We start from the raw sequence: 23,603 nt of genomic DNA on the forward strand, positions 1-23,603 counted from the left end.
TTGTTAAAGAAGAAAGTATCGCCGATCATCATTATCTTTGGTTTGTTCATTGTGGGGATCTTGTTCCACGTTTGGGGCATCATGTAAAACAATTTTTCAGACCTGCGGCTCAGGCATTTGCCTGGGCTGTTTTGGTATAATGAATTAAAAACAAGGGAAACGGTGAAAAAATGGTCGAGTCTGCTTTTGGAAAAATCGAGTCATTGAACTCAAAGGTCGAATTAGTTGAAAAAGGGACCTCGTATTTAGGCCTGGGTGACTATGGGAAGATCATGATCGGTGATCGCGGGTTTGAATTCTACAGTGATCGCAATATCAAAAACTACATCCAATTACCTTGGCGAGAAGTCGATGTCGTGATCGCTTCGATCATGTTTGGCGGTAAGTGGATCCCGCGCTTTGCGATCAGGACCAAGAAAAATGGGACTTATTCTTTCGCGTCGCATGATCCTAAAGCCGTTTTGCGGGCTTGCCGTGAGCATATTCCGGCAGATCATATTGTCCGATCCTTAAGTTTCAATCAGGTATTTCGACAAGCCATCAAGAATTTCCCGCAAACCATGCATGCGCTTCCCGGCCGCTTGCGCAGCCGGTTGGGGAAACATAAGGATTAATATCATTAAGGACACTCCTATGATCGGGAGTGTTTTTTTTGCCTATTTTCCATCCGGGTCGGTGTTTTCGAGGAAAATTGACCGCACAAAACAAGCTGTCAAAGCCTGAAATCGCTTGCTGGGAAAATCACAAGCATATTATTAGACGAAAGCGCTATTAGTGGGTACACTGACAGCACAGTGATAAAAACGTTTGCTCGACGAACTTCAGGACGTCGCCATCAGGCGGCAGAAAAGGAGGCAACGCATGCAAGTGGGATTGATCGGATTGGGGAAAATGGGCGGTGCGCTGGCAGCCAATATGTTGGCCCATAATCTAGATGTCGTGGCGTATGACCCGCAACTTCCCGATAAGCTGCCGCCGACACTAGTGGCAGTCGCGGATGTGCCGACGCTGGTCGTTAAATTAGCTAAACCGCGCGTCATTTGGCTGATGGTCCCGGCCAAAGTCGTGAAAACGGTGGTCCAGGAACTAGTTGAGGTGTTAGCGCCAGGTGACGTGGTGATCGATGGCGGGAATTCGTTTTATCGAGATTCCGTGGCCCTCGCGGAGCGCTTAGCTGATTATGGCGTTGAGTTTTTGGACGTCGGTACTTCCGGTGGCGTGGCCGGTGCCCGTGAAGGGGCCTGTTTGATGATTGGCGGGCCGCAAGCAACGTATGCGCGCTTAGAGCCTTTGTTTGCGGCTGTGGCGGTGGCTAATGGGTATTTTTATGCCGGTCCAACTGGTGCCGGCCATTATCTCAAAATGGTGCACAATGGCATTGAATATGGCATGATGCAAGCTATTGGCGAAGGCTTTGAACTGTTGAGTCAAGCCCCTTACCAGTTTGATTTGGGCGGTGCGGCAGCCGTATGGACGCAAGGCTCCGTGATCAGAGGGTGGTTGATGGAATTAGCGGCGCAAGCTTTTGCCGCTGACCCGCAATTAACGGCGATCCAAGGTGTCATGCATTCTAGCGGTGAAGGGGCTTGGACCATGCAGGAAGGTTTAGCCCATCATGTGCCACTGCCGGCGCTAGGGGCCGCGTTGACCATGCGCTATCGCTCTGAAACCGCTGATACTATGACCGGAAAAACTGTGGCCGCCTTACGCAACGGGTTTGGCGGCCATGCGGTGGAAAGGAAAGTGTGAAATGGAAACCATGATCGGCGTTGATTTGGGTACCACGAGCACGAAAACCGTGTTGTTTGACGTGCAAGGGCATGTGCTGGCGACAGCAAACATTGATTATCCGCTGTACCAAGATGAGCCAGAAATGGCTGAAGAGGATCCAGAGACAATTTTTGAAGCCGTGATCGCGGGATTAAGTCAGGTTTTGCGCCAACAGCCGGAAAATGCGGCAGCAGTTCAAGGGGTCGCATTTTCTGCGGCCATGCACAGTGTGATCTTGCTGGATGAGCAATATCACCCGCTGACGCGCGTGATCACTTGGGCGGACAATCGCGCTGCGGCCGCCGCTGCGCAATTGCAGCAGTTGCCTGGCGCCCAAGCCTTGGTGCAAAGGACTGGTGTGCCGATCCATCCGATGTCGCCTTTAGCCAAGCTGATGTGGCTGCAAGCTGAGCGCCCTGAATTGGTTGCGCAAATGCGCTATGTGGTCGGGATCAAAGACTACGTATTGTGGCGGCTTTGCGGTGAATTAGTACAAGATTATTCGCTTGCCAATGCGACCGGGTGGTTCAACTTGCACACCATGGATTGGGACAGTGAAGCGCTGCAACTCGCAGGATTGACGCCGGCGCAATTGCCGCGATTGGTGGATACCAGCTATATCTTGCCGCGGATGGATCCTGCTTTTGCGACGGTCACTGGTTTGTCTGCAGAAACCCCGTTGATCATTGGGGCCAGCGATGGGACGCTGTCCAATTTAGGCGTGAATGCGATCGCGCCTGGGGTCTTGGCGGTCACGATCGGCACTTCCGGCGCCGTGCGGGCAGTGGTTGATCACCCGGTTGTGGATCCTAATGGAAAGTTGTTCACCTATTATCTCGCCCCAAACCGGTGGGTGGTCGGCGGCCCGGTGAATAATGGGGGCATCGTTTTTCGTTGGGTGCGTGATCAGCTATTTGCGCCGGAAAAGCTGACGGCAGAACAGTTGCAAATCGATCCATATACACTGCTGACAGAAATCGCGGCGAACGTGCCGGCAGGGGCAGAAGGATTATTGTTTCACCCATACCTGGGTGGTGAGCGCGCCCCGATCTGGAATGCGGATGCTCGCGGGAGCTTTTTTGGGTTGACGCGGCGGCATACCCGCGCGCATATGGTTCGCGCGACATTAGAAGGGATCGTATACAATTTGTATGCGGTGATGCTGATGATCCAAGGCGTTGCTGGAGAGCCAGTAGCGATCCAAGCAACCGGCGGATTTGCGCAAAGCGCATTGTGGCGGCAAATGTTGGCGGATATTTTTGAACGGGAGGTGACGATTCCAGCAAGCTTTGAAAGCTCCGCGTTAGGGGCTGCTGTGATCGGTATGCAGGCTTTAGGCATGATTGACAGCCTTGATGCCGTTGCTGAGATGGTTGGGGCCACTAATGTGCATCAGCCTAACGTTCAAACTTTTGATGCTTACCGTGCGTTATTGCCGATCTGGATCCGACTAGCCCGTGAAGTGGCCGGAGAGTATGCAGCGATCGCGGCTTATCAACGCGATCATCACTAAAAGGAGGAGAGCCTTGTGACGCTATTGATCTTAGTCTTAGGTATTGCGTTATTGTTGGTGTTGATCATTCGCTTCAAAATGAACACGTATCTGGCACTGATCATTACTGCGATCGTTGTGGCGTTAGGCTTGGGGATGCCGGCTGGGCAGATCGCAACTAGTATTCAAAATGGGATCGGCGCTCAGTTGGGAGAGTTGGCGTTAGTCTTTGGGTTTGGTGCGATGTTAGGGCGTTTGGTTGCAGATGCCGGTGGGGCCTATCGGATCGCGCATACTTTGATCGAAAAGTTTGGGCAAAGACGCCTGCAATGGGCGGTGGTCGTCGCATCGTTTATTATTGGCATCGCGCTGTTTTTTGAAGTCGGGATCGTGCTGTTAGTCCCGATCGTTTTTGCCATCGCAATAGAAGCAGGGGTGCCGATTTTGTATCTGGGATTGCCAATGGGGGCGGCTTTGTCAGTGACTCATGGCTTTTTGCCCCCGCATCCGGCACCGACAGCAATTGCCCAAGCACTAGGCGCGCCTGCTGGGGAAGTATTGTTGTATGGCATTGTGATCGCCATCCCCACGGTGATCATTGCCGGGCCGTTATTTACAAAAATCGCGCAAAGCTATGCGCCAAAAGCATTCACCAAAAGCGGCGACTTAAGCGCTTTAGGTCCGCAAAAAACGTTCAAGCTGGATCAAACGCCTAGTTTTGGCCTATCGGTGTTGACCTCGCTGTTTCCGGTATTATTAATGGCCTTAACGACGATCTATATGATGATGCGCCATGGCGGGACCATGCCCAAACAGCCTAGCGGATTAGATAATGCGGTAGCGTTTGTCGGTGCCCCAAGTATCGCCATGGTCATTTCATTGTTATTTGCCTTGTGGAGCATGGGGTATCAGCGGCATATCCCGACCAAAGCGATCATGACCAGTCTTGAAGAAGCGGTGAGATCCATTGCGATGTTGTTATTAGTGATCGGTGGTGGGGGTGCGTTTAAGCAAGTCTTGATCGATGGCGGAGTCGGCGATTCCGTCAAAGAACTGTTCTTAGGCGCCCATGTTTCACCGTTGCTCTTAGGGTGGCTGATCGCAGTGGTGTTACGCTTGGCATTAGGATCAGCAACGGTTGCGGCATTAACGGCTGCGGGTTTGGTGACACCATTGATGCAACAAGCCGGCGTCGACCCTGCCTTGATGGTGTTGGCGCTAGGGGCCGGCAGTTTAGCGGCAAGTCATGTGAATGATGCGGGCTTTTGGATGTTCAAAGAGTATTTTGATCTTTCCGTAAAAGAGACCTTGATGACGTGGACGGTGTTAGAAACGGTTATATCTGTTGTTGGATTGGCTGGTGTCTTGATACTTTCGCTTATCGTCTGACGCGTCAGGGATATTATGCTAAAATAAGACCATTGAGCGCCCTCGACTTTTCAAATCTTTGTGGGTGACAGTGGAGGATAATGTGACGAATCATCGCAGTCGAGCATATCGCATCAGCATTTTAGCGCTATTCATTGCTATTGTTGCGATTCAAAATGTGATCCCTTTTCTCGGATATATCCCTATTGGACCATTTAGTATTGCCATTATTCAAGTGACGGTCGTCATCGCTGCTGTCACCTTAGGCCCACGAGATGGTATGATCGTCGGCTTGACTTGGGGATTGATCAATTGGGTACGAGCGTTTGCATGGCCGACTAGTCCGTTGGCGGTTTATGTGTTGGTCAATCCGCTGGTTTCCGTTGTTCCTCGCGCTTTAGTCGGATTGATCAGTGGCTGGTTATTTTTACGGTTGGTGCGCGGTGATCGCCATCAAGCTAAGCTATGGCAACTGGCTATCGCCGGTTTGAGTGGCGCTTTGGTCAATACGATTTTGGTGTTGGGCTTGATGTGGGTGATGTATCTGTTTGGTTTAGTGCCATTAGCCAAAATGCACATCGACGCGTTGATGCCGTTTTTGCTGGGGATCATGGCTACCAATGGCATCCCCGAAGCGATCTTATCGATGATCGTCGTACCAGCAGTGGCTAAGCCGCTGTTGCGGATCATTGGTAAATAAAGCAGACGCTTTTCAGGGATGATGACAAAAAAGCCATCATCCCTGATTTTGCTTTTTGGTGTCTGAATCAGGTAACGATCGGCCCCCTCAAACGCCCCTAGATCTCTTTGAACATAGTCACTGACCAGGTTCGTGGTAGGCAGAAGCGGTTTTTGGCGCCTGAGACTAAACTCAAATGATTTCGCAATTTATTGGTTGAAAGCCTACAATAAAGGGGAAACTTTTGAGAAAGAGATGATCCTTTTGACCAAACGTTACCAAGGCTCTTGCACGACGATCTTAGTGGGCAAAAAAGCCAGCATTGATGGCTCGACGATGATCGCCCGCAACGAAGACGGGGCTGAAGCTCTTAACCCTGAGAAGTTCGTTTATGTGAAACCAGAAGACCAGCCGCGCCATTACCAGGCGGTGTTGTCCAAGTTCCACCTGGAATTGCCTAATGATCCGCTGGGCTATACGTCGACACCAGACGCGGTGGCTGGACACGGTATTTGGGCCGCTGCCGGTATCAACAGTGCCAATGTTGCGATGACAGCCACCGAAACGATCACGACCAACTCTCGAGCGTTAGGGGTCGACCCGCTGAATCCCGATGGCTTAGGGGAAGAAGATATTACTGCCATTGTCTTGCCTTACATCCATAGCGCTCGCGAAGGGGTGCTGCGCTTAGGCAAGCTGCTTGAAGAATACGGGACTTACGAAACCAATGGGATTTGCTTTTCTGACAAAGACGAGTGTTGGTATTTTGATAGTATTGCCGGGCACCACTGGGCGGCTGTGCGCATCCCCGATGATGCGTATGTGATTGCGCCTAACCGCTTCAACATTGACCATTTTGACTTTGATTCTGAGGATACCTTGTGCGCGCCGGACCTGAAACAATTGGTTGACGAGCACCACCTGAATCCCGATCCAACCGGCTACAACTTGCGGCACATTTTCGGTTCTGCAACGATCAAGGATACGCGCTATAATAACCCGCGGGCTTGGTATGGACAAAAGTATTTCAATCCAGAGATCAAACAAAGCCCGATCGACCAGGATCTGCCATTCATCTGTCGCACGGACAAGTTGATCGCCGTAGAAGACATCAAGTTTGTGTTGAGCTCACACTATGAAAACACTGACTTTGATCCTTATGGGACCACGAATACCGAAGGCCAAAAGCAGCTTTATCGGCCGATCGGCATCAACCGCAATCAAGAATTGCACATCTTACAGATCCGCAACGATGTCCCCAAGGCAATCGCCGGCATTCACTGGTTGGCATACGGTCCGAACACATTCAATGCGATCGTACCGTTTTACGCCAATGTCAATGACACACCGGTACAATACAAAAATACTGGGGCTCACTATACGCAAGGCAGTCAATACTGGTTGTCTTACCTGCTGGGGACGTTCGGGGATTATGACTTCCATTTATTTGAAGACTTCGAAAACATTTTCGAACAAAATACCGTGGGTGCTTGTCGCCATATCCAGTTGGCAGCAGACCAAGTTGCGCTGACGAAGCCTGACACGATCGGGTACCTCACTGAAGTCAACGCCAAGCTGGCAGAGGTCTCATTTGACAACTCCAACCAATTACTGGGTCAGATGATCGAGTTAGCTGCACCGCGGATGAAGCTGCAATTCACGCTGCATGATTGATCCGCTTAACCTCAGCGCAAAACGCCGTCACCACCGTTTCTCAAGAAACGGCAGTAACGGCGTTTTTTTGACTTTACGGCATCAAGGCAAACGTTAAGCGCGCAGGCGTATGGTCCGAGTACAAAAAGCTCGTATCCACGATTTTGACGGATTTGGCTAAGACGTTAGGCGAGAGAATAAAACCATCGATCAAGGTGACAAAACTCTTGCCTGGCACCCAAGGCTGGTCAAGGGCGCGCACGGAAGGCTGTGCTGCTTGGGCCAATCCCATTGTCGGAACGTAAAAGCCTTTAGGCAGGCGGGCATAAGGAAATAAGTGCGTCCAAGTTTCGTTTTGCGCACGCGTGTGAAAAATATGCGCCGAAGCGTTCAGCAAGCGATGATTATAATCGCCTCCAACGATCACATAATCGCCTTGGTGATAAGCTTGGGCGATGGACGCAAATAACTTGGCAAACTGTGCCGCTTGCAAGGCGCGATCTTTGGTAAAAGCAGAGAGATGCACATTGACAAGGTGCAGGTATTTACCATTGCTTGTTGGGACCTTAGTCACGGTATAGGCGCGGTCAAGGTCGGTAAACTTAGTTGGATCCGTCGCGATCGGCAAGGAATAACGTTGTGCCGCAGTGATCTTGAACTTAGCCAAGGTCATCAAGCCAGATTTAGCCGCACCGATGGGTTGGTTAAAGGGATAAAAAAGATAAGGGGAGTCATAATTTTGCCCGTAAACACTGCTGTATTGACGGCTAAATGCCGTGCTCAAGGCTGCAACTTCGTCAACGTGCCATGAGCGATCACCATTTTGGTCCACTTCTTGAAAAAAAGCGATATCCGGATCGCCGGCGCGAGTGGTTGCAATGATGCCAGCCAAGGCGGTTTGTACCGCTTTTTTACTGTAGGCGCGGGCATATCGGCCGCCATCCATGAAAAATGAGTAGCTGGGCGGATAAGCACCATAGCCGATATTGTATGTTTGGGCCAGATAGGTTTGTCCGACCTGGATGACGTTGGTTTGGAGATGTTTGGGCTGTAAAGGCAGATCGTCTGGCAGACGATAAAATGCCGCATACAAATACCCCACATAACCGCCTAAGGCCACAGCCGCTGCCCCAAGCAACCCGCCAAGTGTTTTCAATCCGCGGTGATTTTTCACAATGGGCCTCCTTGCAGCGATGCGCTTTATTTTACCATATTCGGCGCAAGTATAGCTGAAAGGTAAAATGGGGTATAATCTGTAAAGTGTTAGCTGAAAGATATCGAGATAGGCTGATAAGGATGGAAATTGGGTGATTGACCATCAATCAGAATTTTAGGAGTGAAAAAGTGGGTAACGACGCAAAAAATCAACGCAAAACAGTGATCCTTGAAGGCCTGTTCATCATACTTTGTGCAATTTGTTTGGTTTTGCCGCAGTGGCATCGACAAGGCTTGATCCTAGGAATGGATGTCTCCTTTCAATATAATCGCTTCTATGAAGCCTATATGCAATTGCGCACCGGCCACTGGAATTTCTTCCAGTCGCTGTTTTCGTTTGACCAATCTGGGCGTATTGTGAATGCTGTTTATGGCAATGGTCTCGCTTATTTAGGCGGGTTGATCATGTGGAAGCTGCACGATTGGCTCCAATTCCAAATGCTGATGGCGTTTTTGTGTGAATTAACAGCCGGGTTCACCATGCTTGCGTTCTTGCGGCGCTTGCGCTTGCGCTCTTGGATCGCAGTGTCTGGCGCAGTGTTATATATGAGCTCATTTGTAGTCAATACATGGATCTTGAACCAATCGGTCACCGGTTGGGGTGCAGCGTTGTTGCCGCTGGTTTTTATCGCGGGGGTGGCAGTACTCGACAACCACCGCAAAAGTTTCAATCCCATCTTATTGGGCAGCGCGATGGCACTTTTAGTGATGACACACTTAGTTTCGGCGCTGTTAGGCGCGATCGCATTAGTGCCATTTTTTATTGTGGGATTCATGCAAAGCCGGCAGCGGAGCCAACTGATCCAAAAGGGCTTGGTGGCCGTGGTGACGGCGATCATCTTGGCTGGGTCCAGCTTATTGGGACTGTTTGAAGTGCAGTCGAGCAACCATTTATACACCCCTTGGCACAACAAACACATGATGGACGCAACGGCGAATTTATCGACAGGCGATAATGGTATGATCACGATCGGGTTGATCTTTTCGGTGCTGTTTGTGTTCCAAATCGTATTGGTGCTGAGCTCTTGGCGTCGCCGCACGACCCAAGAACGCGTGTTGACCGCGACTGGGGCAGTATTTTTGATCCTCTCGTCGAAATTATTTCCTTGGGTCAGTGTCGCAAAACAATCTGATTTTATGGCGGGCTTACAGTTTCCATGGCGCTTTAGCGTGATCGCTTTTATCTTATTGTTGGCAGGGTTTGGTTTAACGTTGCAACGATGGATCACTGCGGTTGCGCAACGAGAAGAGATCATGCGGGCACTTTATGCCACCGGCGCCATCATTTTGGCGATGACTGCCATGACTTTGATCGATACGCGTACCAGTTATTGGCATGGGGATAACCCGACTGGGGCAGGCGATAACGCCCAGATCATCCATACGCGGGACCCGAAAAAGATCCGAGCAATTTTTGCGGATAAGAATTTATTAGTGGGGATCCAAAACTTGCAGCGGCCTAATCCTGATTATTTACCGCTGCCGGCAAATAAGCACCAGAATAAAATGCACGGCTATACCTTATATGATCGCGAGATCATTCATAACACTTTGCCAGTGAAAAAACAGATCACCGCAGATAATGCACTTGAATATACGTGGCATCAAAAAAATGCGGCTACTGTGACGGTGCCTGCGATCATCTATGCGCACTCCGCGGTGCGCGTCAATGGGGTGGCGACGGCACCGGCAAAAATCAAGAAAACAGGGATCGGTGCTGCTCGGATTCAAGCCAAACAAGGGCAAAATACGCTGGTTGTTGGCTATCAACAACCGCGTTTATTACCCATCATTTTGATCATTCAGATCATTGCTTGGGTCGGCGTATGCATGGCAGGCATCAAGGCATTGGTGCGCTGGGGGATCAGGCGACCCAGCAAGCATGAGAACACGCGGGGGGATGATCCCCAAGATGTGCGGATAAAATAGGCTAAAGGAATGGTGAAATGAAGCTGATCGCGACAACGGATCAACAGCTAAGATCAGGAAATTGGCTGCGCTGGCTGATATTAGGAATTTTTTTGGTCAATGCCTTGATTTGGGCTTGGCAGATCCCCTACAATGGCGGCCCAGATGAAAAAATGCGGTACTTGTTACCCTTATATCTTTATCACCATGGACAACTCCCATTTGGCACCCAAGATGCGGTCACGTATCAGTTGGGAAATTGGTCATACGCGTATTACCCGCAGTGGCTTGGGCCAATTTTTAGTGCGGTGAGCATGAAGCTCATGAGTGGTTTTTCGACCACCGCGCATGCGTTATTGTTCGCTGCTCGGCTGGTCAGTGTGTTGGCTGGTGCGATTTGTTTGTGGTTATGCGGGACATTGAGTACTTATTTGGCACGTTCGGCAGCTGTTGGCGGATTGGTTATGGCGGTCATAGGATTTTTACCGCAATACTTGTTCTTGGCGAGTTATGTGAATAATGATATTTTAAGCGTCTTAGGGGTGGCCATGATCATTACCGTGATCGTTTGTCGACAGTGGCGGTGGCGAGACTGCCTGCTGTTTGCAGGCGGGATCGTTGTTTGTGCCCTAAGTTACCTTAATGCCTATGGTTATATTCTGGCGGCGGTGGTGTTTTTTATCGGTCACGGGCTGATTGCAATCCAAAAAGGGTGCTGGACGTGGAAGCAATTTGTCGCCAAAGCGGGGATGATCACCGTATTATGTGCGATATTGGTGGTGCCATTTTATGTGCGCAACCTGCTGGCGTATGGCGATCTGTTTGGATTACAGGCATTTCATGCGGCGTATATGCGCTGGTTAGCCAAAGGCGGCGCGGTGTTGCAACATCGCTATCCGGGTACGCTCGGGCAATTATTGATGGATCCAGTCTTTTATCTCAAGCTAAGACTTTCCAGTATTGGCCGCTTCGGCTATTTGAGTGTGACCATGAGTGCTTGGGTCTATCGCCTGTATTCACTGCTTTGGGGCGGCTTGTTCATAGGGGCGCTTGTGGGGTGGGTGCGCGTTGGTTATCAAGCAGCCCAGCAAAAAAACTTGTGGTGCCGCATTCGGGCTAATTATTTAGAGGCCGGTTGCATTGGCTTAGGGAGTTTGATCACCCTGGCCTTATATTTTTACTATTGCCTGGAGACGGATTACCAAGTACAAGGCCGCTATTTGGTCACATTGCTCATTCCAATTGCAGCAGTGATTGCTGTTGGGTGGGGACAAGTGTTCAAAGACACGGCTGTGCGACGCCAAATGTGGCTGATTACACCGGTCACGATGGCATTGGCAGCAGGTGCGGTCGGTATTTATCATTGGTATATTACCCAGATATAAAGGTTAAGGACGGTTACGATGCGAACGATTTGGTTAAAGGGCAAACAATTCTTGGTGGCGCATCAACTTTTAGATGTGCTGGCGTATCTGATTTTTGGTGTGCTGACGACGCTGGTCAACATTGGCGTTTTCGCCTTAGCAACGCGGTTGTCATTGAGTTGGCAAGGTGCTAATTTTTGGGCGTGGTTACTGTCTGTGCTATTTGCCTTTGTGACGAATAAACGCTGGGTCTTCAAATCCCAAACCACCAGCTGGGGTAGTTTTTTATGGGAATTCAGCAAGTTTATTGGCGCACGCGTGTTGTCATTAGGGATCGATTATGCATGTATGTTCTTATTCATTCAGGCGTTGAGTTGGCATGATTTGGCAGCAAAAATCGTGACCCAAGTGGTGATCGTTGTCGCCAATTATTTGCTCAGCAAATTTTTGATCTTCACCGCTCATGCGTGACGACGTGATTACTGCTGGCGAGCATCAAAAAAGCGAGTCCCATAAGACTCGCTTTTTGACGTTTTATTTGATCTCTTTGGCGATGTAAATCGGCCGATTTTTCACTTCGATATAGATTTTGCCAATATAGCGGCCTAAGATCCCTAAGGCGAACAGCTGCAAGCCGCCAAACATCAAGAAGATCGAAACTAATGACGGCCAGCCAGGGGTCGGATCACCATAGATCAAGGCGCGAATGACGATGAATAACAAAGCCAAACCAGCCGTTACAAAACTGAATAGGCCGACCCAAGAAACGAAGGTCAACGGCGCATCAGAAAAGTCGATGATCCCATCTAAAGAATATTTGAACAGGTTGGTGAAACTCCATGACGTTTGGCCATATTGACGTTCGACATTTTTGTAAGGCAAGTACTTGGATTTGAACCCGATCCATCCGAAGATCCCCTTAGAAAAGCGGTTGTGTTCACTTAATGACAACACGGCATCGACATAACGCGGGGTCATCACGCGAAAATCTCGCGCGCCAGGGACGATGTCTGCTTGGGAGATACGCTTCATCAATTTGTAAAACAGGTTTGAAAAGAAGCTGCGCAATATTGGCTCACCCGTACGGTCGACGCGCGCGGCGCCGACCATTTCGTACCCATCGGCGATCCCGGCAAGCATTTCCGGCAGCATTTCTGGCGGATCTTGTAAGTCGGCATCCATGATGACATATAAGTCGGCTTTCGCGTTTTGCAAGCCCGCATACATGCCTGCTTCCTTACCAAAGCCGCGAGAAAAATCGATGTAGTGGACGTCTTTGTCGGCTTGCTGCAACTGTTGGATCGCCATTAAGGTGTGGTCAGTAGAGCCGTCGTTGATATACCAAAAAAGCGGTTGGTAAGCAGGCAAGGGTGCCAGTGCTTTTTGGACGGCGTGATAGAAAACCGCGATATTTTCCTCTTCATTGTGACAAGGAATAATGATAGCGAGCGTTTGGGTCAAGATAAAGCCTCCATTGTGAACTAACGGTATTGATTATAGCATATCGCAGACTTGAGATAGTGGCGTTTAGCCGAATAACAATACCATGGCACACCGTCAAAATGGTGATTTGGAGACGAGGCAGGCACTAATTTTTTGTTAAACCTGAGTATGCAACCATCACTGGGACACACGGTTTTAACTTGGGTGGTATTCTATGACTTTGGAGGGGACATTATGCCGCAAACAATCTTACTGGTCGAAGATGAAACCAGCTTGACCACATTTTTAACATCAGAATTAAAATTTGAAGGGTATTCAGTGATCGTCGCTGCAGATGGGCAAGCCGCCTGGCAAACTTATCAGGCCCAAAGCACCCAACTTGACTTGGTGATCTTAGACTGGATGCTGCCTAAGCTTGATGGGTTAGAAGTTTTACGGCGTATCCGTAAACAATCAGACATTCCAGTGATCATGATGACGGCTCGCGATTATGTTGGGGATAAAGTGGCCGGCTTGGATAATGGCGCCGATGATTACATCACCAAACCATTTGAGATCGAAGAGCTGCTAGCACGCGTACGGGTGTGTGTGCGCCGCCAAAAAACCAATGTGCACCCGACTTATCAAGTCGCGGATCTAACGTTGGATACCAAAGCACGCACCGTGCGTCGGGGTGAAGCAATCGCGGTGCTGACGCCACGTGAATATGATTTGTTACTAGCGTTGATGCAACACGTCGATGCTCCCATGACGCGTGATGAGTTGTTGGACGCTGCTTGGGGTGCCGACTTTGAAGGACAAGTGAATATCGTTGACGTGTATATTCGCTACTTACGGCAAAAAATTGACCATGCAGGCGCTGCTCCGTTGATCCATACGGTGCGCGGAGTAGGTTATGTGTTAGCGGCGGATTGGTGCCATGCGTCGTAAAAAGGAAGGGATCTCTAACGCGGCGCGGATCTCACAAGCTTATGCCGTTTTATTAGTGGTCTTAGTGACGATGATCGGCTTGGCGACGATCAGTGTGGTCGGGGTGCATTTAGTGCGCACGAAACGCGATGATGCCAATCAGTTGATGACGACTTTGAACAAGACGTTTGTGGGCAACAAACCAGATTGGGATTATTGGCGAGATACCGCAAATTTTAATTCCCATGCCAATTTTGTCCGGGTCACTGTGCAGTATCCAGATAAAAAGCCCCAACGCTTCTATTCGCACAATGCCAAGAAATTCTTGCGCGATAATTGGCAAACTTGGGCGTTATGGGCACATATTCAATACCAAGATGATCAAGGAATCTATTATCATCGGGTGCAAAAGGTCCGCCATAAAGGCGCTGTGGTCACCTTTGAATTGTGGTTAAGTCTCAACAACATGTTGGAACTGTTCAAGCTGATCTTGTCGGTGATCGTCGTGATCGCATTCATTGGGTTGGGTATGGGGATCTGGATGATCCAGATCTTGGCGCGCCGCTTGAATCAGCCATTGGTCCAGCTGACGCAAGCGGCGCATACGATCGTTGAAGCAGAAGATACGACTTATCATGAGACTTTGCCTGTGCCGCCGAATCCTCAAGAAGTGCAGACCCTCAGTCGCGAATTTAATCGCTTGTTGCAGTCGTTGAATACGCAAGTGATCCGTGATCATCAATTCGTTTCCGATGCTTCCCATGAATTACGCACGCCGCTAGCCGCGATTCGCGGCCATGTCGGTTTGATTCGGCGGCATGCCGCCACTCACCCGGAAATCATTCCGGATTCTTTAGCCACGATCGAAAGTGAGTCATTGAAGATGCAGCGGTTGATCGAGCGGCTCTTGGCATTGTCAAGGATGGATCATGCGCATTTGCAAGCTGACTGGTTCGATCTAGGCCAGTTAGTGGCGCGGGTCGTGCCGGCATATCAAGCTCAAGGCCAACAGCCGATCACGTTAGATGTGGCGCAGCAAGTACTCGCTTATGGCAATCAAGACAGCATTGAACAGATCTTGGTAATCTTGTTGAATAATGCGCAAAAGTACACCCCGACGGCTGCGCCAATCACGATCCAAGTGATCCGCAACGCGGATCAGGCTTGTTTGCGTGTTGGCGATCAAGGCGTGGGGATCGCAGATGCCTTCAAAGAAAAAGTATTTGACCGCTTTTATCGCGTCGATGCGTCACGGTCCAAAGCAGTAGGGGGGACAGGTTTGGGGTTAGCGATCGCCAAGCGTTTGACCACGCTGAACCATGGTGAACTGACGGTGCAGGATAATCACCCGCAAGGCAGTGTCTTTACCCTTAAATTGCCTACGACCACGATGGAACCGTAAATTCTGAGAATTTCTCAGGAATGTTTCAGATATCCTAGAGTGCAGCCCAACGCGGATGACGATACACTGGTCATCGTTAGCGTTGGGCTTTTTGAATGCGTGCAGAAAGGAGTCGTCATGCAAGTCGCCGTGATTATACCTTGGAGCGAAACCAAGGAGATCTTGCCGCCGTTGCTCACTATCCGCAAGCAACTGGCAGATTGTGCGCGTTTATGGCCGCAGATCCATTATGACTATTGGCTGATCGATGACGGCACTGCAACGGCGATCCGTACCCAACTGTGTCAAGCGCAAGCGCGTTGGCCAGAGTGTCACTTATTGACCTTATCGCGGCATTTTGGCTTTTTGGGGGCGGCACAAGCCGGCTTAGTGACTGCAACGGCTGATGCCTACTTGATCCTTGACGTGGCGTACCCGGCACAATTTGCCGCCATCCCGCAGCTGTTAGCGGCCATGAATGATGGTGGTTGTGCGATCGTCGGCTTTGCCAGCGAGCAGCCGCGGCATTGGTGGGGGCAAGAAGCGATGGTGACGTTTCACGATTGTTTAGTGACGACGCCGGCTAAAAGAGCGCTATTGCAAGCGGCTGCGCGGGCTGGATTTTCGCTTGAATTGTTAGCCGAAATCGGCTTCAAGCAAAAGCTGCTGGCATGGAGCGGTCCCTGGCCTAAGTCGCCGCATACGTCGCGGTGGCCTTGGGCGGCGGTGGTTGGCGCGGTCATTTTTTGCGGCTGGTGGTGGCCTAGTGCCGTGGCCTTGAACATGATCTTAAGCGGTGTGGTGCTTTGGCAGTGGCGGCAACAGCGGCAGCGGCTGCCGCGAATCGGTTATGTGGTCAGTTCGATCCAGCGATGAGGAGGAGCACATGCATAAAATTTCTTGGTGGCAGCGGCCAATGGTGCAGTTTATTGCCCGGACCGTTTTGTATAGCGTGATCATTATCGGCTTAGTGTATCTCTATAGCTATCGCGGTGTTGGCCAAAGTCACTTTATTTATAACGAATTTTGATTGAGAGGCAGCATAAATGATAACAAATGTGATCTCGGCGATCGATGCGATCGCGACCGCCACCCCAAATCGATGGGCATACGATGTATTAGGCGAAAAGCATACTTATGGGGAACTCAAGCAAGCCGCAGAGACGATCGCTTTGGCGATCGCTCAGCGGGAATTACCCGAAAAAGCACCGATCATGGTGTATTGTGACCAGAGCTTTTTGACGATCGCAACGTTTTTGGGTTGTGTCAAAGCCGGCCACGCGTATATCCCCGTTGATACGCATTCCCCGCAAACGCGCTTGCGCATGATCGCTGAGATCGCTCAGCCGGCGATGGTGATCGCAGTGGCGGCATTACCAGTCGCGCTTGATGTGCCCATCGCCACTGCGGCTGAATTGTTGAACACACCAGCAGTGGCGAATGCACTTTTGACGCCTGTGGTTGGGGCAGACACTTTTTATATTATTTTTACCTCAGGGACGACTGGCCAGCCTAAAGGCGTTCAGATCAGCCACGATAACCTGTTGAGTTTCGTCAACTGGATGGTCAGTTTTGACTGGCCAAAGCACCCCCAAACACTTAGCCAAGCGCCCTATTCGTTTGACTTATCGGTAATGTCGTTATATCCAGCTTTGACGCTGGGCGGGACGCTTAAGGTGTTACCGGCCGCCACAACCGCTGATCTTAAGGCTTTGTTTGCGGCGTTGCCAACGTTAGACTTGCAGGTTTGGGTCTCAACGCCTTCTTTTGCGGCAATCTGTTTGCTGGAGCCAACTTTCAATGCGGCACATTATCCGCAATTGACCAGGTTTTTCTTTTGTGGTGAAGAATTACCGCATGCACTGGCACAAGAATTGGTACGGCGTTTTCCTCAAGCGCAGGTGTATAACACCTATGGGCCAACGGAAACAACGGTGGCGGTTACGGCAGTGGCAATCACTCAATCGGTGTTGGACCAATATGATCGGCTGCCGATCGGCCAAGCCAAGCCAGACACTCGTATCAGCTTGCGCGCCGGCAGTCAACGTACAGATGGTGACCAAGCAGTGGGCGAATTGATGATCGCCGGTCCTAGTGTTTCCAAAGGTTATCTCAACCGGCCTGACAAAACTGCGGCAGCGTTTTTGCCGGCAGGTTATGCCACCGGTGATCTTGGGTTCATTGATGATACTGGCATGCTGTTTTATCGCGGCCGCACTGATTTTCAAATCAAACTGAATGGTTATCGGATCGAATTAGAAGAAGTCAGCCATTACTTAAATGATGAGTCTTTGATCCAACAGGCGGTGGCAGTGCCCAAGTATGGCGCGGATCACAAGGTCAAGCAATTATTAGCTTACGTCGTGCCTGCGGCCAATGACTATCCCAATGAACTGGCCTTAACCAAGGCCTTGCGGCAACGGCTGCAGGCCAAAATGATGGCCTACATGGTCCCGCAACGATTTATTTACCGGGAGTCGCTGCCTTTGACCACTAATGGTAAAGTTGCGATCAAGGCCTTGATCCAAGAGGCGAATGCATGATCAACTTACAACCATATGCCGATCCGCAATATTTTGCTTATCTGCTGGTGGCCTTGATCCCGCTGACGATTGGGTTATTGCGCGGGCACCGCTGGCATTTCTATGAAACTTTGGTCTCATTAGCGTTTATCATCTTGATGTTCACTGGCGCCAAGTGGCATCAAGCAATCGCGTTGCTTGGCTTTTTAGTTTTGGAGCTGCTGGTCGTGTCAGGCTATGCCAAATATCGTCAGCAACACAACCAGACACGCGTTTTTATCGCCGCAGTGGTGGCAGCGATTTTGCCGTTAGTGGTGGTCAAAACAACGCCGCTGTGGTCAACTCAGCCGTCATTGATCGGCTTTTTAGGGATCAGTTACCTGACGTTCAAGGCGGTGCAAATGGTCATGGAGCTGCGTGACGGGACGATCAAAGAATTTTCGAAGTTGGCATTTTTGCGCTTTTTATGTTTTATGCCGACGTTGTCTTCTGGACCGATCGATCGTTTCAGGCGGTTTCAAGCAGATTATGAGCACGTTCCTGAGCAGGCAGCTTATGTTGAGATGCTGGGTCGCGCGGTGCACTATTTGTTTTTAGGGTTCTTGTACAAGTTTTTACTCGGGTATATTTTTGGGACTGTCTTGTTACCTAAGTTAGCTCACTTGGCAATGTTACAACATGGTGCGTTTGGCGGCTTAGGGCTGTCATGGCCGTTGGTGGGTTACATGTATGACTACAGCATGTACTTGTTTTTTGATTTTGCAGGGTATTCGCTGTTTGCGGTAGCCATCAGTTTGGTGATGGGGATCGATACGCCGATGAACTTTAACCGCCCATTTGCTGCCGTGAATATCAAAGAGTTCTGGAATCGCTGGCACATGACCTTGAGCTTTTGGTTTCGCGATTTTGTCTTCATGCGGACAACGTTTTTCATTATGAAACATAAGTTGATCAAAAATCGTATCCGGGTGTCCCAAGCGGCTTACCTCATTAACTTTTTAGTCATGGGATTTTGGCATGGGGTCACTTGGTATTACATCGTTTATGGGCTATTTCATGCCGGAGCGATCATTATCAATGATATCTGGCTGCGGTTCAAAAAAAAGCATCGCCAACAATTGCCGCATAATCGTTGGACCCAAGGGCTAGCGATTTTGATCACCTTCAATGTGGTATGTTTCAGCTTTTTGATCTTTTCAGGTTTTCTCAATCAACTCTGGTTTGCGCCAAGCTTGAAGTAGCTTTGGCAACCTTGATCCTGACAATTTGCAATCAAAGGAGTACTAATTATGGACACAAAAGAAACTGTATTGGATATCTTGGCAACATTAACTGGTGAAGACTGGCATCACGCGTTAGATGATGACTTGTTTGCCAGTGGCATGCTCGATTCTATGGATACTGTCCAGTTGTTACTGGAATTACAAGACCAGCTTGGCGTTACCGTGCCGGTGTCTGAGTTTGACCGCAGTGAGTGGAATACCCCTAACAAGATCATTGCTAAGGCGCAGGCATGAAACGGCGCCTGTTACAGCTGTTTGGTCCGGTGCTCTTAGCTTGTGTGCTTGTCGGCGGGGTGTTTTTACTGCCATTGCCGCAAGGGCAAGCCAGCCAGCAAACCGTTAAAAAAGCTGCCGTTTCACTGTCGCCTAATGTCTTATTAGGGCGCCGTTTAAAAGCTCAGGCGCTGGCGGAGGGGTATGTGCCGTTTATGGGCAGCTCAGAACTGTCACGGTTGGATGCGTTTCACCCGACAGTGTTGGCTGAAAAGTATCATCGACCTTATCGGCCACTGCTGCTAGGGGCGCCAGGGACACAGTCATTGACGCATTTTTTGAATGATCAGTCTTGGATCCGGCAATATCGCGGCCGCAAAGTCGTCTTTGTTTTATCTTTGCAGTGGTTCACACCAGGTGGGCAGCGGCCAGACGCATTCAGCTATTATTATTCCCCGCTGCAGGCGATCACGTTCTTGAGAAATGCCCAACCGCATCGGATCGCTGATCGCTATGCGGCCCGCAGAATGTTGCAGATGCCGCCTTTGCAAGGGCACAGTGCGATTCGGGATGGGTTGTTAGAAGTGGCCGCTGGGCAGTATCCAGATCAAGGCGTTTGGACGCGGTTGAACTTACAAGACGTCGCCTTAAAAAATGAAGATGCCCTATTTTCGCGATTATTGCTCCCATCGCGGGCCAAAAAAATCACGCAAGGCTTGGCGCAGTTGCCAGCACACGCTACTGATCAGCAACTGGACGCGTTAGCAACGCAAATCGGTGCCCGCCAAACCACTAATAACCGCTTTGGCATCGACAACCAGTTTTATGCCAAGCGGCTTGGCGGTGATAAAGTGCAGGCACTTAAAGGCAGTCAAGCGCACTTTGACTACCGGCGTTCGCCGGAATACGGGGATCTGCAGCTATTATTGGCTCAATTTGCGCGGTATCACATTCAAGTGCAATTTGTGATTCCCCCAATCAACCAGAAATGGGCGAGTTATACCGGCTTATCACAACCTATGGTGGCCCAAACGACTGCCAAGCTGAAGCATCAGTTGACCAGTCAAGGCTTTACGCGGGTCTTAGATCTCACGCAAGCCGGCGGTGAACCGTATTTCATGCAAGATACGATCCATCTCGGGTGGCGCGGCTGGGTCGCAGTCGATCGCGCGGTGCAGCCATTTTTGACGCAAAAACAGCCGGCGGCGCATTATCGGCTGAATGATGACTATTTTACAAGCAGGTGGGCGCATGCGCGTTAAACAAAATCGGCGTTGGCGCAAAGAGCGTCTGTTCTTGATCAGCATCACGATTCTTTCGCTGAGCGTCGCTGCGCTCAGCGCGTGGCACACGACGCATCTTTTGAATACGATCCCGCGCGTCCATGCGCGGCACCGCGTTGCGGTCAAGCCGGCGATAAGCCGCAATGGCACCGCCACGCGGCAGTTAGCCCAGGCACTGCCGGCAACGGCATTTTCAGGTACGGCGATCATCGTCCAAAACGGGCGTGTGATCGCACAGTTGAGCCGTGGGTATGCAGATCGCAAAACGCAACAGCCGAACACATTGAAGACCTTATATGAAATTGATTCCGTGCAAAAATCGCTGACTGCCGCCATGGTGATGCGCCAGATCCAAGCGGGAAAGTTGAGTATGACCACAAAGTTGTCCCGTTTTTATCCTAATATCCCAGGTGCCAATGAGATCACGATCCAGCATTTGCTGGATATGACTTCGGGATTAAGCATTCAAGGGCAATTAGTGCCAAGCCGCTCGTATGGGGATGCGGCTGTAATCGCCAATTTACGACCGCACTTGCGCTTTGTCGCCAAGCAGTTGAATCTGTGGCATTATCAGCCCGCCAATTATATGCTGCTGGCTGGCGTCTTAGCACAGTTGGATAATGTCTCATATCAAGAATTGTTTATGGCGACGTATCTTCAAGGGTTAGGGTTGACGCAAACGCGGTTTGCATATGCGGCAGATCAAACTGATTTTGCCCAAGGTTATGGCTGGGGGGCACGCGGTTTGGCCGATGCGCCGCAGATCAATGCCACTGTTGCTCAGCAGCATATGGAATTAGGTACCGGCCAGGTGATGATGTCGGCTTTAGACTTGTATAAAGCCGAAGCAGCGTTACAAAATGGCCAGTTATTGACAGTTGCTTCGCGGGCATTTTTATTTGCGCCTGGCAGTGCCGCGACATATGGCGGCGGGTTGTATCAAGCCCCAACCGGGTATCGTTTTGCCAATGGCTCTGGTTATGGCTTTCAATGTTTCTTACGGATCAGCAATGATGGTCGCAGTGCAGTCGTGGTGATGGCAAACTGTACGCCGCCGAATGCCTTGGTCAAAAACGCGGCTGATCGGCTGGCAACAGAGTATGTCAGATAATCGGGTTATCTCGATAACCACCTAATAGTGCCCTGAGATCACGCTTTTATAGCTGCGTGATCTCAGGGCACTATTGAATTTTTGCAAGGCAGCAAGGTCAACGCTGCTCAGGCGCGTTGGGGATCAGCTGGCCGTGAATGGTCAAGGCATCGCGGCCGTGGTTCTTTGAGCTGTATAAGTATTGATCTGCACGCCGATAAATATCCAGGTAGTTTTGATCATCAGCAGTGGCGCGATCTTGACCAAGCGAAATCGTGATATGCAGCGGCTGGCCATCAAAGGTAAACGACAGCGCAGCTAACTCGTGGCGCAACTGTTGTGAGATCGTGGTGGCTTGTTCGAGTGATTAAACAATATTAAACAACAAGATACTGAATTCTTCGCCGCCGGTCCGATAAACTTTGGCCGGATATTCTAGTGATTTTGTCCAATGCGTCAAGTGAGTCGATACGACGCGAAGGACTTCGTTGCCTGCGAGGTGGCCGAAGCGATCATTGATGCGCTTGAAGTGATCGATATCAAAGGTGTACAAGGCATAAAGCTCGCCATTAGTTTGGTAGCGATCAAACGCCGCATGCAAGTCACGATCAAAACAGCCAAAGTTGGCAAGCTGGGTCAGCGAGTCGATCGTTGCTTCACGTTTTAAGCGCTGCTCATGTTGGACTTTGGCAGCAAGATGAGAGTTGACCAGCCAAAGCGCCAGTTCCAACGCCATGAACCCAACGATTTGAAAAGGCCAGCCGACATCGATCCCAGCCAGTTTCTGTGAGTTCACGAGAAATATTGGCGCTGCAAAGAGTAAGCCAACCGCATAATATAAGGCTTGATGGACGTTCAGCGCAGCCGCATAGTGATGGATCACACCGATCATGCAAAAGGTCAACCCAATCAGCCATAATTCACCGCCTTGCGTCATCCAAACAAACCAGCACCCGACGATCGCAAGCAATGCCGTTAACATCGCGCGCGAATGGGTTGTTAATAGTGCGTAGTAGATCGTGATGATTTGAAAATTTAAAAAAGTCCAGCCATAGCCGGCCGGGTGGCCTTCATTGGCGATGTTTAACAATGAATCGGTGTGAAAAAAGATCAGTGAAAGGTAGGTTAAGCCAACCGTTAGTATCAGTGCATACCGCCGGACCCAGACCAATTTGGCTTCATCCTGAATCCAGTGATATAACCACACAAAACTGATCAAGACAATTAGATTCGTGAGCATTGTCATTAGGCGCAAGCCCAAGGTGATCATAGCGAGTTCCTTTCTGAAAATGGTATTGGTTATTAGCATACCACACTATCAATAATTTCATATAGGCCAATCGCCCTTGTAAATCCGAACAATTAGCACCAGAATAGAGGTGTTGGCGAATTAGAGGCACCTGAGTTAGAGGAGGCTAATTATGGCAATACCTCATACAAGACAGGATCTACTGATTGCAACACGGACACGATACGACGATATTTGGACGCTGATCGACGCTTTGCCCGCGGATAGCAAGACCATGACGTTCGGATTTAAGGGACGTGATCGCAATTTGCGGGATGTTTTGATTCATTTGGCCGCATGGCAAGAATTATACTTGCAATGGAGTCAAACCAACTTAGCCGGGGAGCGGCGCGTCCGTTTTCTCCCGAAACCATATACATGGGCCACTTGTGGGCGCTTAAGCAAAAAGATCCAGCAGGAGAATCAAGCGGTGAGCTTGGGTGCTGCTGAGAAGCGTTGGCAAAAATCGCACGTGCAAATGGTGCGGCAGTTTGAAGCATTGACCCAAGAGCAATTATTCGTGCCAGGCTTTTTCCCGTGGACTGGCACCAGTGCCCTCGGCGATTATGCCACCCTTTTTACAGCTACGCGTTATGCGTGGGCGATCAAGACGTTGCGGCATTTCCGCCGCCAATTCCAATCGACCCAAGCACCGGTGACGCAATGATCACTTGAGACGTCGGTTACCGACGCCTTTTTTATGTACAGTTAAGGTGAGCACATGGGATAATAGCGGGGGAAA

Annotated in this window: 21 protein-coding genes and 1 pseudogene; 19 read left to right on the forward strand and 3 right to left on the reverse strand. The window is 50.1% G+C overall.

The genetic code is table 11. From position 1 onward, the window contains the following. Positions 1-170 precede the first annotated feature (170 nt). From EKM91_RS05705 to EKM91_RS05730, 6 genes are all read left to right on the forward strand, one after another. The gene (locus EKM91_RS05705; RefSeq protein ID WP_125751124.1) at positions 171-614 is read left to right on the forward strand and encodes a DUF956 family protein; all 444 of its coding nucleotides are present in this window, start codon (positions 171-173) and stop codon (positions 612-614) included. A 247-nt stretch (positions 615-861) separates the two neighbouring features. Further along, complete coding sequence (gnd, locus tag EKM91_RS05710; RefSeq protein WP_125751127.1) at positions 862-1,749, forward strand: phosphogluconate dehydrogenase (NAD(+)-dependent, decarboxylating); 888 nt, start codon at positions 862-864, stop codon at positions 1,747-1,749. 1 nt (position 1,750) lies between these two features. After that, positions 1,751-3,283: a gluconokinase gene (gntK, locus tag EKM91_RS05715; RefSeq protein WP_125751130.1), complete on the forward strand. Its 1,533-nt coding sequence runs from the start codon at positions 1,751-1,753 to the stop codon at positions 3,281-3,283. A 15-nt stretch (positions 3,284-3,298) separates the two neighbouring features. Then, entirely contained in the window at positions 3,299-4,651 is a 1,353-nt protein-coding gene (locus EKM91_RS05720) for a gluconate:H+ symporter (protein WP_125751133.1), read from the forward strand. 82 nt (positions 4,652-4,733) lie between these two features. Next, the gene (locus EKM91_RS05725) at positions 4,734-5,330 is read left to right on the forward strand and encodes an ECF transporter S component (RefSeq protein ID WP_125751136.1); all 597 of its coding nucleotides are present in this window, start codon (positions 4,734-4,736) and stop codon (positions 5,328-5,330) included. A 243-nt stretch (positions 5,331-5,573) separates the two neighbouring features. Next, complete coding sequence (locus EKM91_RS05730) at positions 5,574-6,983, forward strand: C69 family dipeptidase (protein ID WP_125751140.1); 1,410 nt, start codon at positions 5,574-5,576, stop codon at positions 6,981-6,983. A gap of 73 nt (positions 6,984-7,056) precedes the next feature. Here EKM91_RS05730 and EKM91_RS05735 read toward each other — a convergent pair whose 3' ends face one another. Further along, complete coding sequence (locus tag EKM91_RS05735) at positions 7,057-8,139, reverse strand: endonuclease/exonuclease/phosphatase family protein (RefSeq protein ID WP_125751143.1); 1,083 nt, start codon at positions 8,137-8,139, stop codon at positions 7,057-7,059. A gap of 167 nt (positions 8,140-8,306) precedes the next feature. Between EKM91_RS05735 and EKM91_RS05740 the strand changes: the two genes are divergently transcribed. The 3 genes from EKM91_RS05740 to EKM91_RS05750 are packed head-to-tail and all read left to right on the forward strand — an operon-like array spanning position 8,307 to position 11,920. Further along, the gene (locus tag EKM91_RS05740) at positions 8,307-10,106 is read left to right on the forward strand and encodes a glycosyltransferase family protein (protein WP_125751146.1); all 1,800 of its coding nucleotides are present in this window, start codon (positions 8,307-8,309) and stop codon (positions 10,104-10,106) included. A gap of 17 nt (positions 10,107-10,123) precedes the next feature. Beyond that, entirely contained in the window at positions 10,124-11,470 is a 1,347-nt protein-coding gene (locus EKM91_RS05745) for a hypothetical protein (RefSeq protein WP_125751149.1), read from the forward strand. Positions 11,471-11,488: 18 nt separating this feature from the next. Then, positions 11,489-11,920: a GtrA family protein gene (locus tag EKM91_RS05750; RefSeq protein WP_125751153.1), complete on the forward strand. Its 432-nt coding sequence runs from the start codon at positions 11,489-11,491 to the stop codon at positions 11,918-11,920. A 63-nt stretch (positions 11,921-11,983) separates the two neighbouring features. On the opposite strand, the gene EKM91_RS05755 is transcribed toward EKM91_RS05750, so the two are convergent. After that, on the reverse strand, positions 11,984-12,910 hold the full coding sequence (locus EKM91_RS05755; RefSeq protein ID WP_125751156.1) for a glycosyltransferase family 2 protein: 927 nt from the start codon (positions 12,908-12,910) through the stop codon (positions 11,984-11,986). A gap of 216 nt (positions 12,911-13,126) precedes the next feature. Between EKM91_RS05755 and EKM91_RS05760 the strand changes: the two genes are divergently transcribed. The 9 genes from EKM91_RS05760 to EKM91_RS05800 all read left to right on the forward strand — a co-directional run bounded on the left by EKM91_RS05760 (position 13,127) and on the right by EKM91_RS05800 (position 21,594). Continuing rightward, a complete protein-coding gene (locus EKM91_RS05760) occupies positions 13,127-13,822 on the forward strand; it encodes a response regulator transcription factor (RefSeq protein ID WP_125751159.1) in 696 nt (231 codons plus the stop codon). Continuing rightward, positions 13,812-15,203 (forward strand): sensor histidine kinase, encoded by a 1,392-nt coding sequence (locus EKM91_RS05765; protein ID WP_125751162.1) that lies wholly within the window; start codon positions 13,812-13,814, stop codon positions 15,201-15,203. The genes EKM91_RS05760 and EKM91_RS05765 overlap by 11 nt, the downstream gene beginning before the upstream one ends. A 99-nt stretch (positions 15,204-15,302) precedes the next feature. Next, complete coding sequence (locus tag EKM91_RS05770; protein WP_164508472.1) at positions 15,303-16,058, forward strand: glycosyltransferase family protein; 756 nt, start codon at positions 15,303-15,305, stop codon at positions 16,056-16,058. A gap of 10 nt (positions 16,059-16,068) precedes the next feature. Then, positions 16,069-16,212, forward strand: coding sequence for a teichoic acid D-Ala incorporation-associated protein DltX (locus tag EKM91_RS05775; protein WP_125751168.1), 144 nt, complete (start codon positions 16,069-16,071; stop codon positions 16,210-16,212). Positions 16,213-16,228: 16 nt separating this feature from the next. Continuing rightward, complete coding sequence (gene dltA, locus EKM91_RS05780) at positions 16,229-17,725, forward strand: D-alanine--poly(phosphoribitol) ligase subunit DltA (RefSeq protein WP_125751171.1); 1,497 nt, start codon at positions 16,229-16,231, stop codon at positions 17,723-17,725. After that, positions 17,722-18,945 carry a D-alanyl-lipoteichoic acid biosynthesis protein DltB gene (gene dltB, locus EKM91_RS05785; RefSeq protein WP_125751174.1) on the forward strand — a complete coding sequence of 408 codons (1,224 nt, stop codon included), beginning with the start codon at positions 17,722-17,724 and terminating at the stop codon, positions 18,943-18,945. The genes dltA and dltB overlap by 4 nt, the downstream gene beginning before the upstream one ends. A 48-nt stretch (positions 18,946-18,993) precedes the next feature. Then, entirely contained in the window at positions 18,994-19,221 is a 228-nt protein-coding gene (gene dltC / locus EKM91_RS05790; RefSeq protein ID WP_125751177.1) for a D-alanine--poly(phosphoribitol) ligase subunit DltC, read from the forward strand. Next, positions 19,218-20,462 (forward strand): D-alanyl-lipoteichoic acid biosynthesis protein DltD, encoded by a 1,245-nt coding sequence (dltD, locus tag EKM91_RS05795; protein ID WP_125751180.1) that lies wholly within the window; start codon positions 19,218-19,220, stop codon positions 20,460-20,462. The genes dltC and dltD overlap by 4 nt, the downstream gene beginning before the upstream one ends. Continuing rightward, on the forward strand, positions 20,452-21,594 hold the full coding sequence (locus EKM91_RS05800; RefSeq protein WP_164508473.1) for a serine hydrolase domain-containing protein: 1,143 nt from the start codon (positions 20,452-20,454) through the stop codon (positions 21,592-21,594). Before dltD ends, EKM91_RS05800 begins: the two co-directional genes overlap by 11 nt. A 97-nt stretch (positions 21,595-21,691) precedes the next feature. Here EKM91_RS05800 and EKM91_RS14220 read toward each other — a convergent pair. Continuing rightward, positions 21,692-22,882 (reverse strand): annotated as a pseudogene (locus tag EKM91_RS14220) (GGDEF domain-containing protein). A 112-nt stretch (positions 22,883-22,994) separates the two neighbouring features. On the opposite strand from EKM91_RS14220, the gene EKM91_RS05815 reads away from it, so the two are divergent. After that, on the forward strand, positions 22,995-23,528 hold the full coding sequence (locus tag EKM91_RS05815) for a ClbS/DfsB family four-helix bundle protein (protein ID WP_125751192.1): 534 nt from the start codon (positions 22,995-22,997) through the stop codon (positions 23,526-23,528). The last annotated feature ends 75 nt before the right edge of the window (positions 23,529-23,603 follow it).

Source organism: Lacticaseibacillus baoqingensis, from assembly GCF_003946165.1.
Classification (GTDB): Bacteria; Bacillota; Bacilli; order Lactobacillales; family Lactobacillaceae; genus Lacticaseibacillus; species Lacticaseibacillus baoqingensis.

Coding starts and splice junctions, on each gene's coding strand:
- EKM91_RS05705 (WP_125751124.1), top strand. CDS start 171: ATGGTCGAGTCTGCTTTTGGAAAAATCGAGTCATTGAACTCAAAGGTC.
- gnd (WP_125751127.1), top strand. CDS start 862: ATGCAAGTGGGATTGATCGGATTGGGGAAAATGGGCGGTGCGCTGGCA.
- gntK (WP_125751130.1), top strand. CDS start 1,751: ATGGAAACCATGATCGGCGTTGATTTGGGTACCACGAGCACGAAAACC.
- EKM91_RS05745 (WP_125751149.1), top strand. CDS start 10,124: ATGAAGCTGATCGCGACAACGGATCAACAGCTAAGATCAGGAAATTGG.
- EKM91_RS05750 (WP_125751153.1), top strand. CDS start 11,489: ATGCGAACGATTTGGTTAAAGGGCAAACAATTCTTGGTGGCGCATCAA.
- EKM91_RS05760 (WP_125751159.1), top strand. CDS start 13,127: ATGCCGCAAACAATCTTACTGGTCGAAGATGAAACCAGCTTGACCACA.
- EKM91_RS05765 (WP_125751162.1), top strand. CDS start 13,812: ATGCGTCGTAAAAAGGAAGGGATCTCTAACGCGGCGCGGATCTCACAA.
- EKM91_RS05775 (WP_125751168.1), top strand. CDS start 16,069: ATGCATAAAATTTCTTGGTGGCAGCGGCCAATGGTGCAGTTTATTGCC.
- dltA (WP_125751171.1), top strand. CDS start 16,229: ATGATAACAAATGTGATCTCGGCGATCGATGCGATCGCGACCGCCACC.
- dltB (WP_125751174.1), top strand. CDS start 17,722: ATGATCAACTTACAACCATATGCCGATCCGCAATATTTTGCTTATCTG.
- dltC (WP_125751177.1), top strand. CDS start 18,994: ATGGACACAAAAGAAACTGTATTGGATATCTTGGCAACATTAACTGGT.
- dltD (WP_125751180.1), top strand. CDS start 19,218: ATGAAACGGCGCCTGTTACAGCTGTTTGGTCCGGTGCTCTTAGCTTGT.
- EKM91_RS05800 (WP_164508473.1), top strand. CDS start 20,452: ATGCGCGTTAAACAAAATCGGCGTTGGCGCAAAGAGCGTCTGTTCTTG.
- EKM91_RS05815 (WP_125751192.1), top strand. CDS start 22,995: ATGGCAATACCTCATACAAGACAGGATCTACTGATTGCAACACGGACA.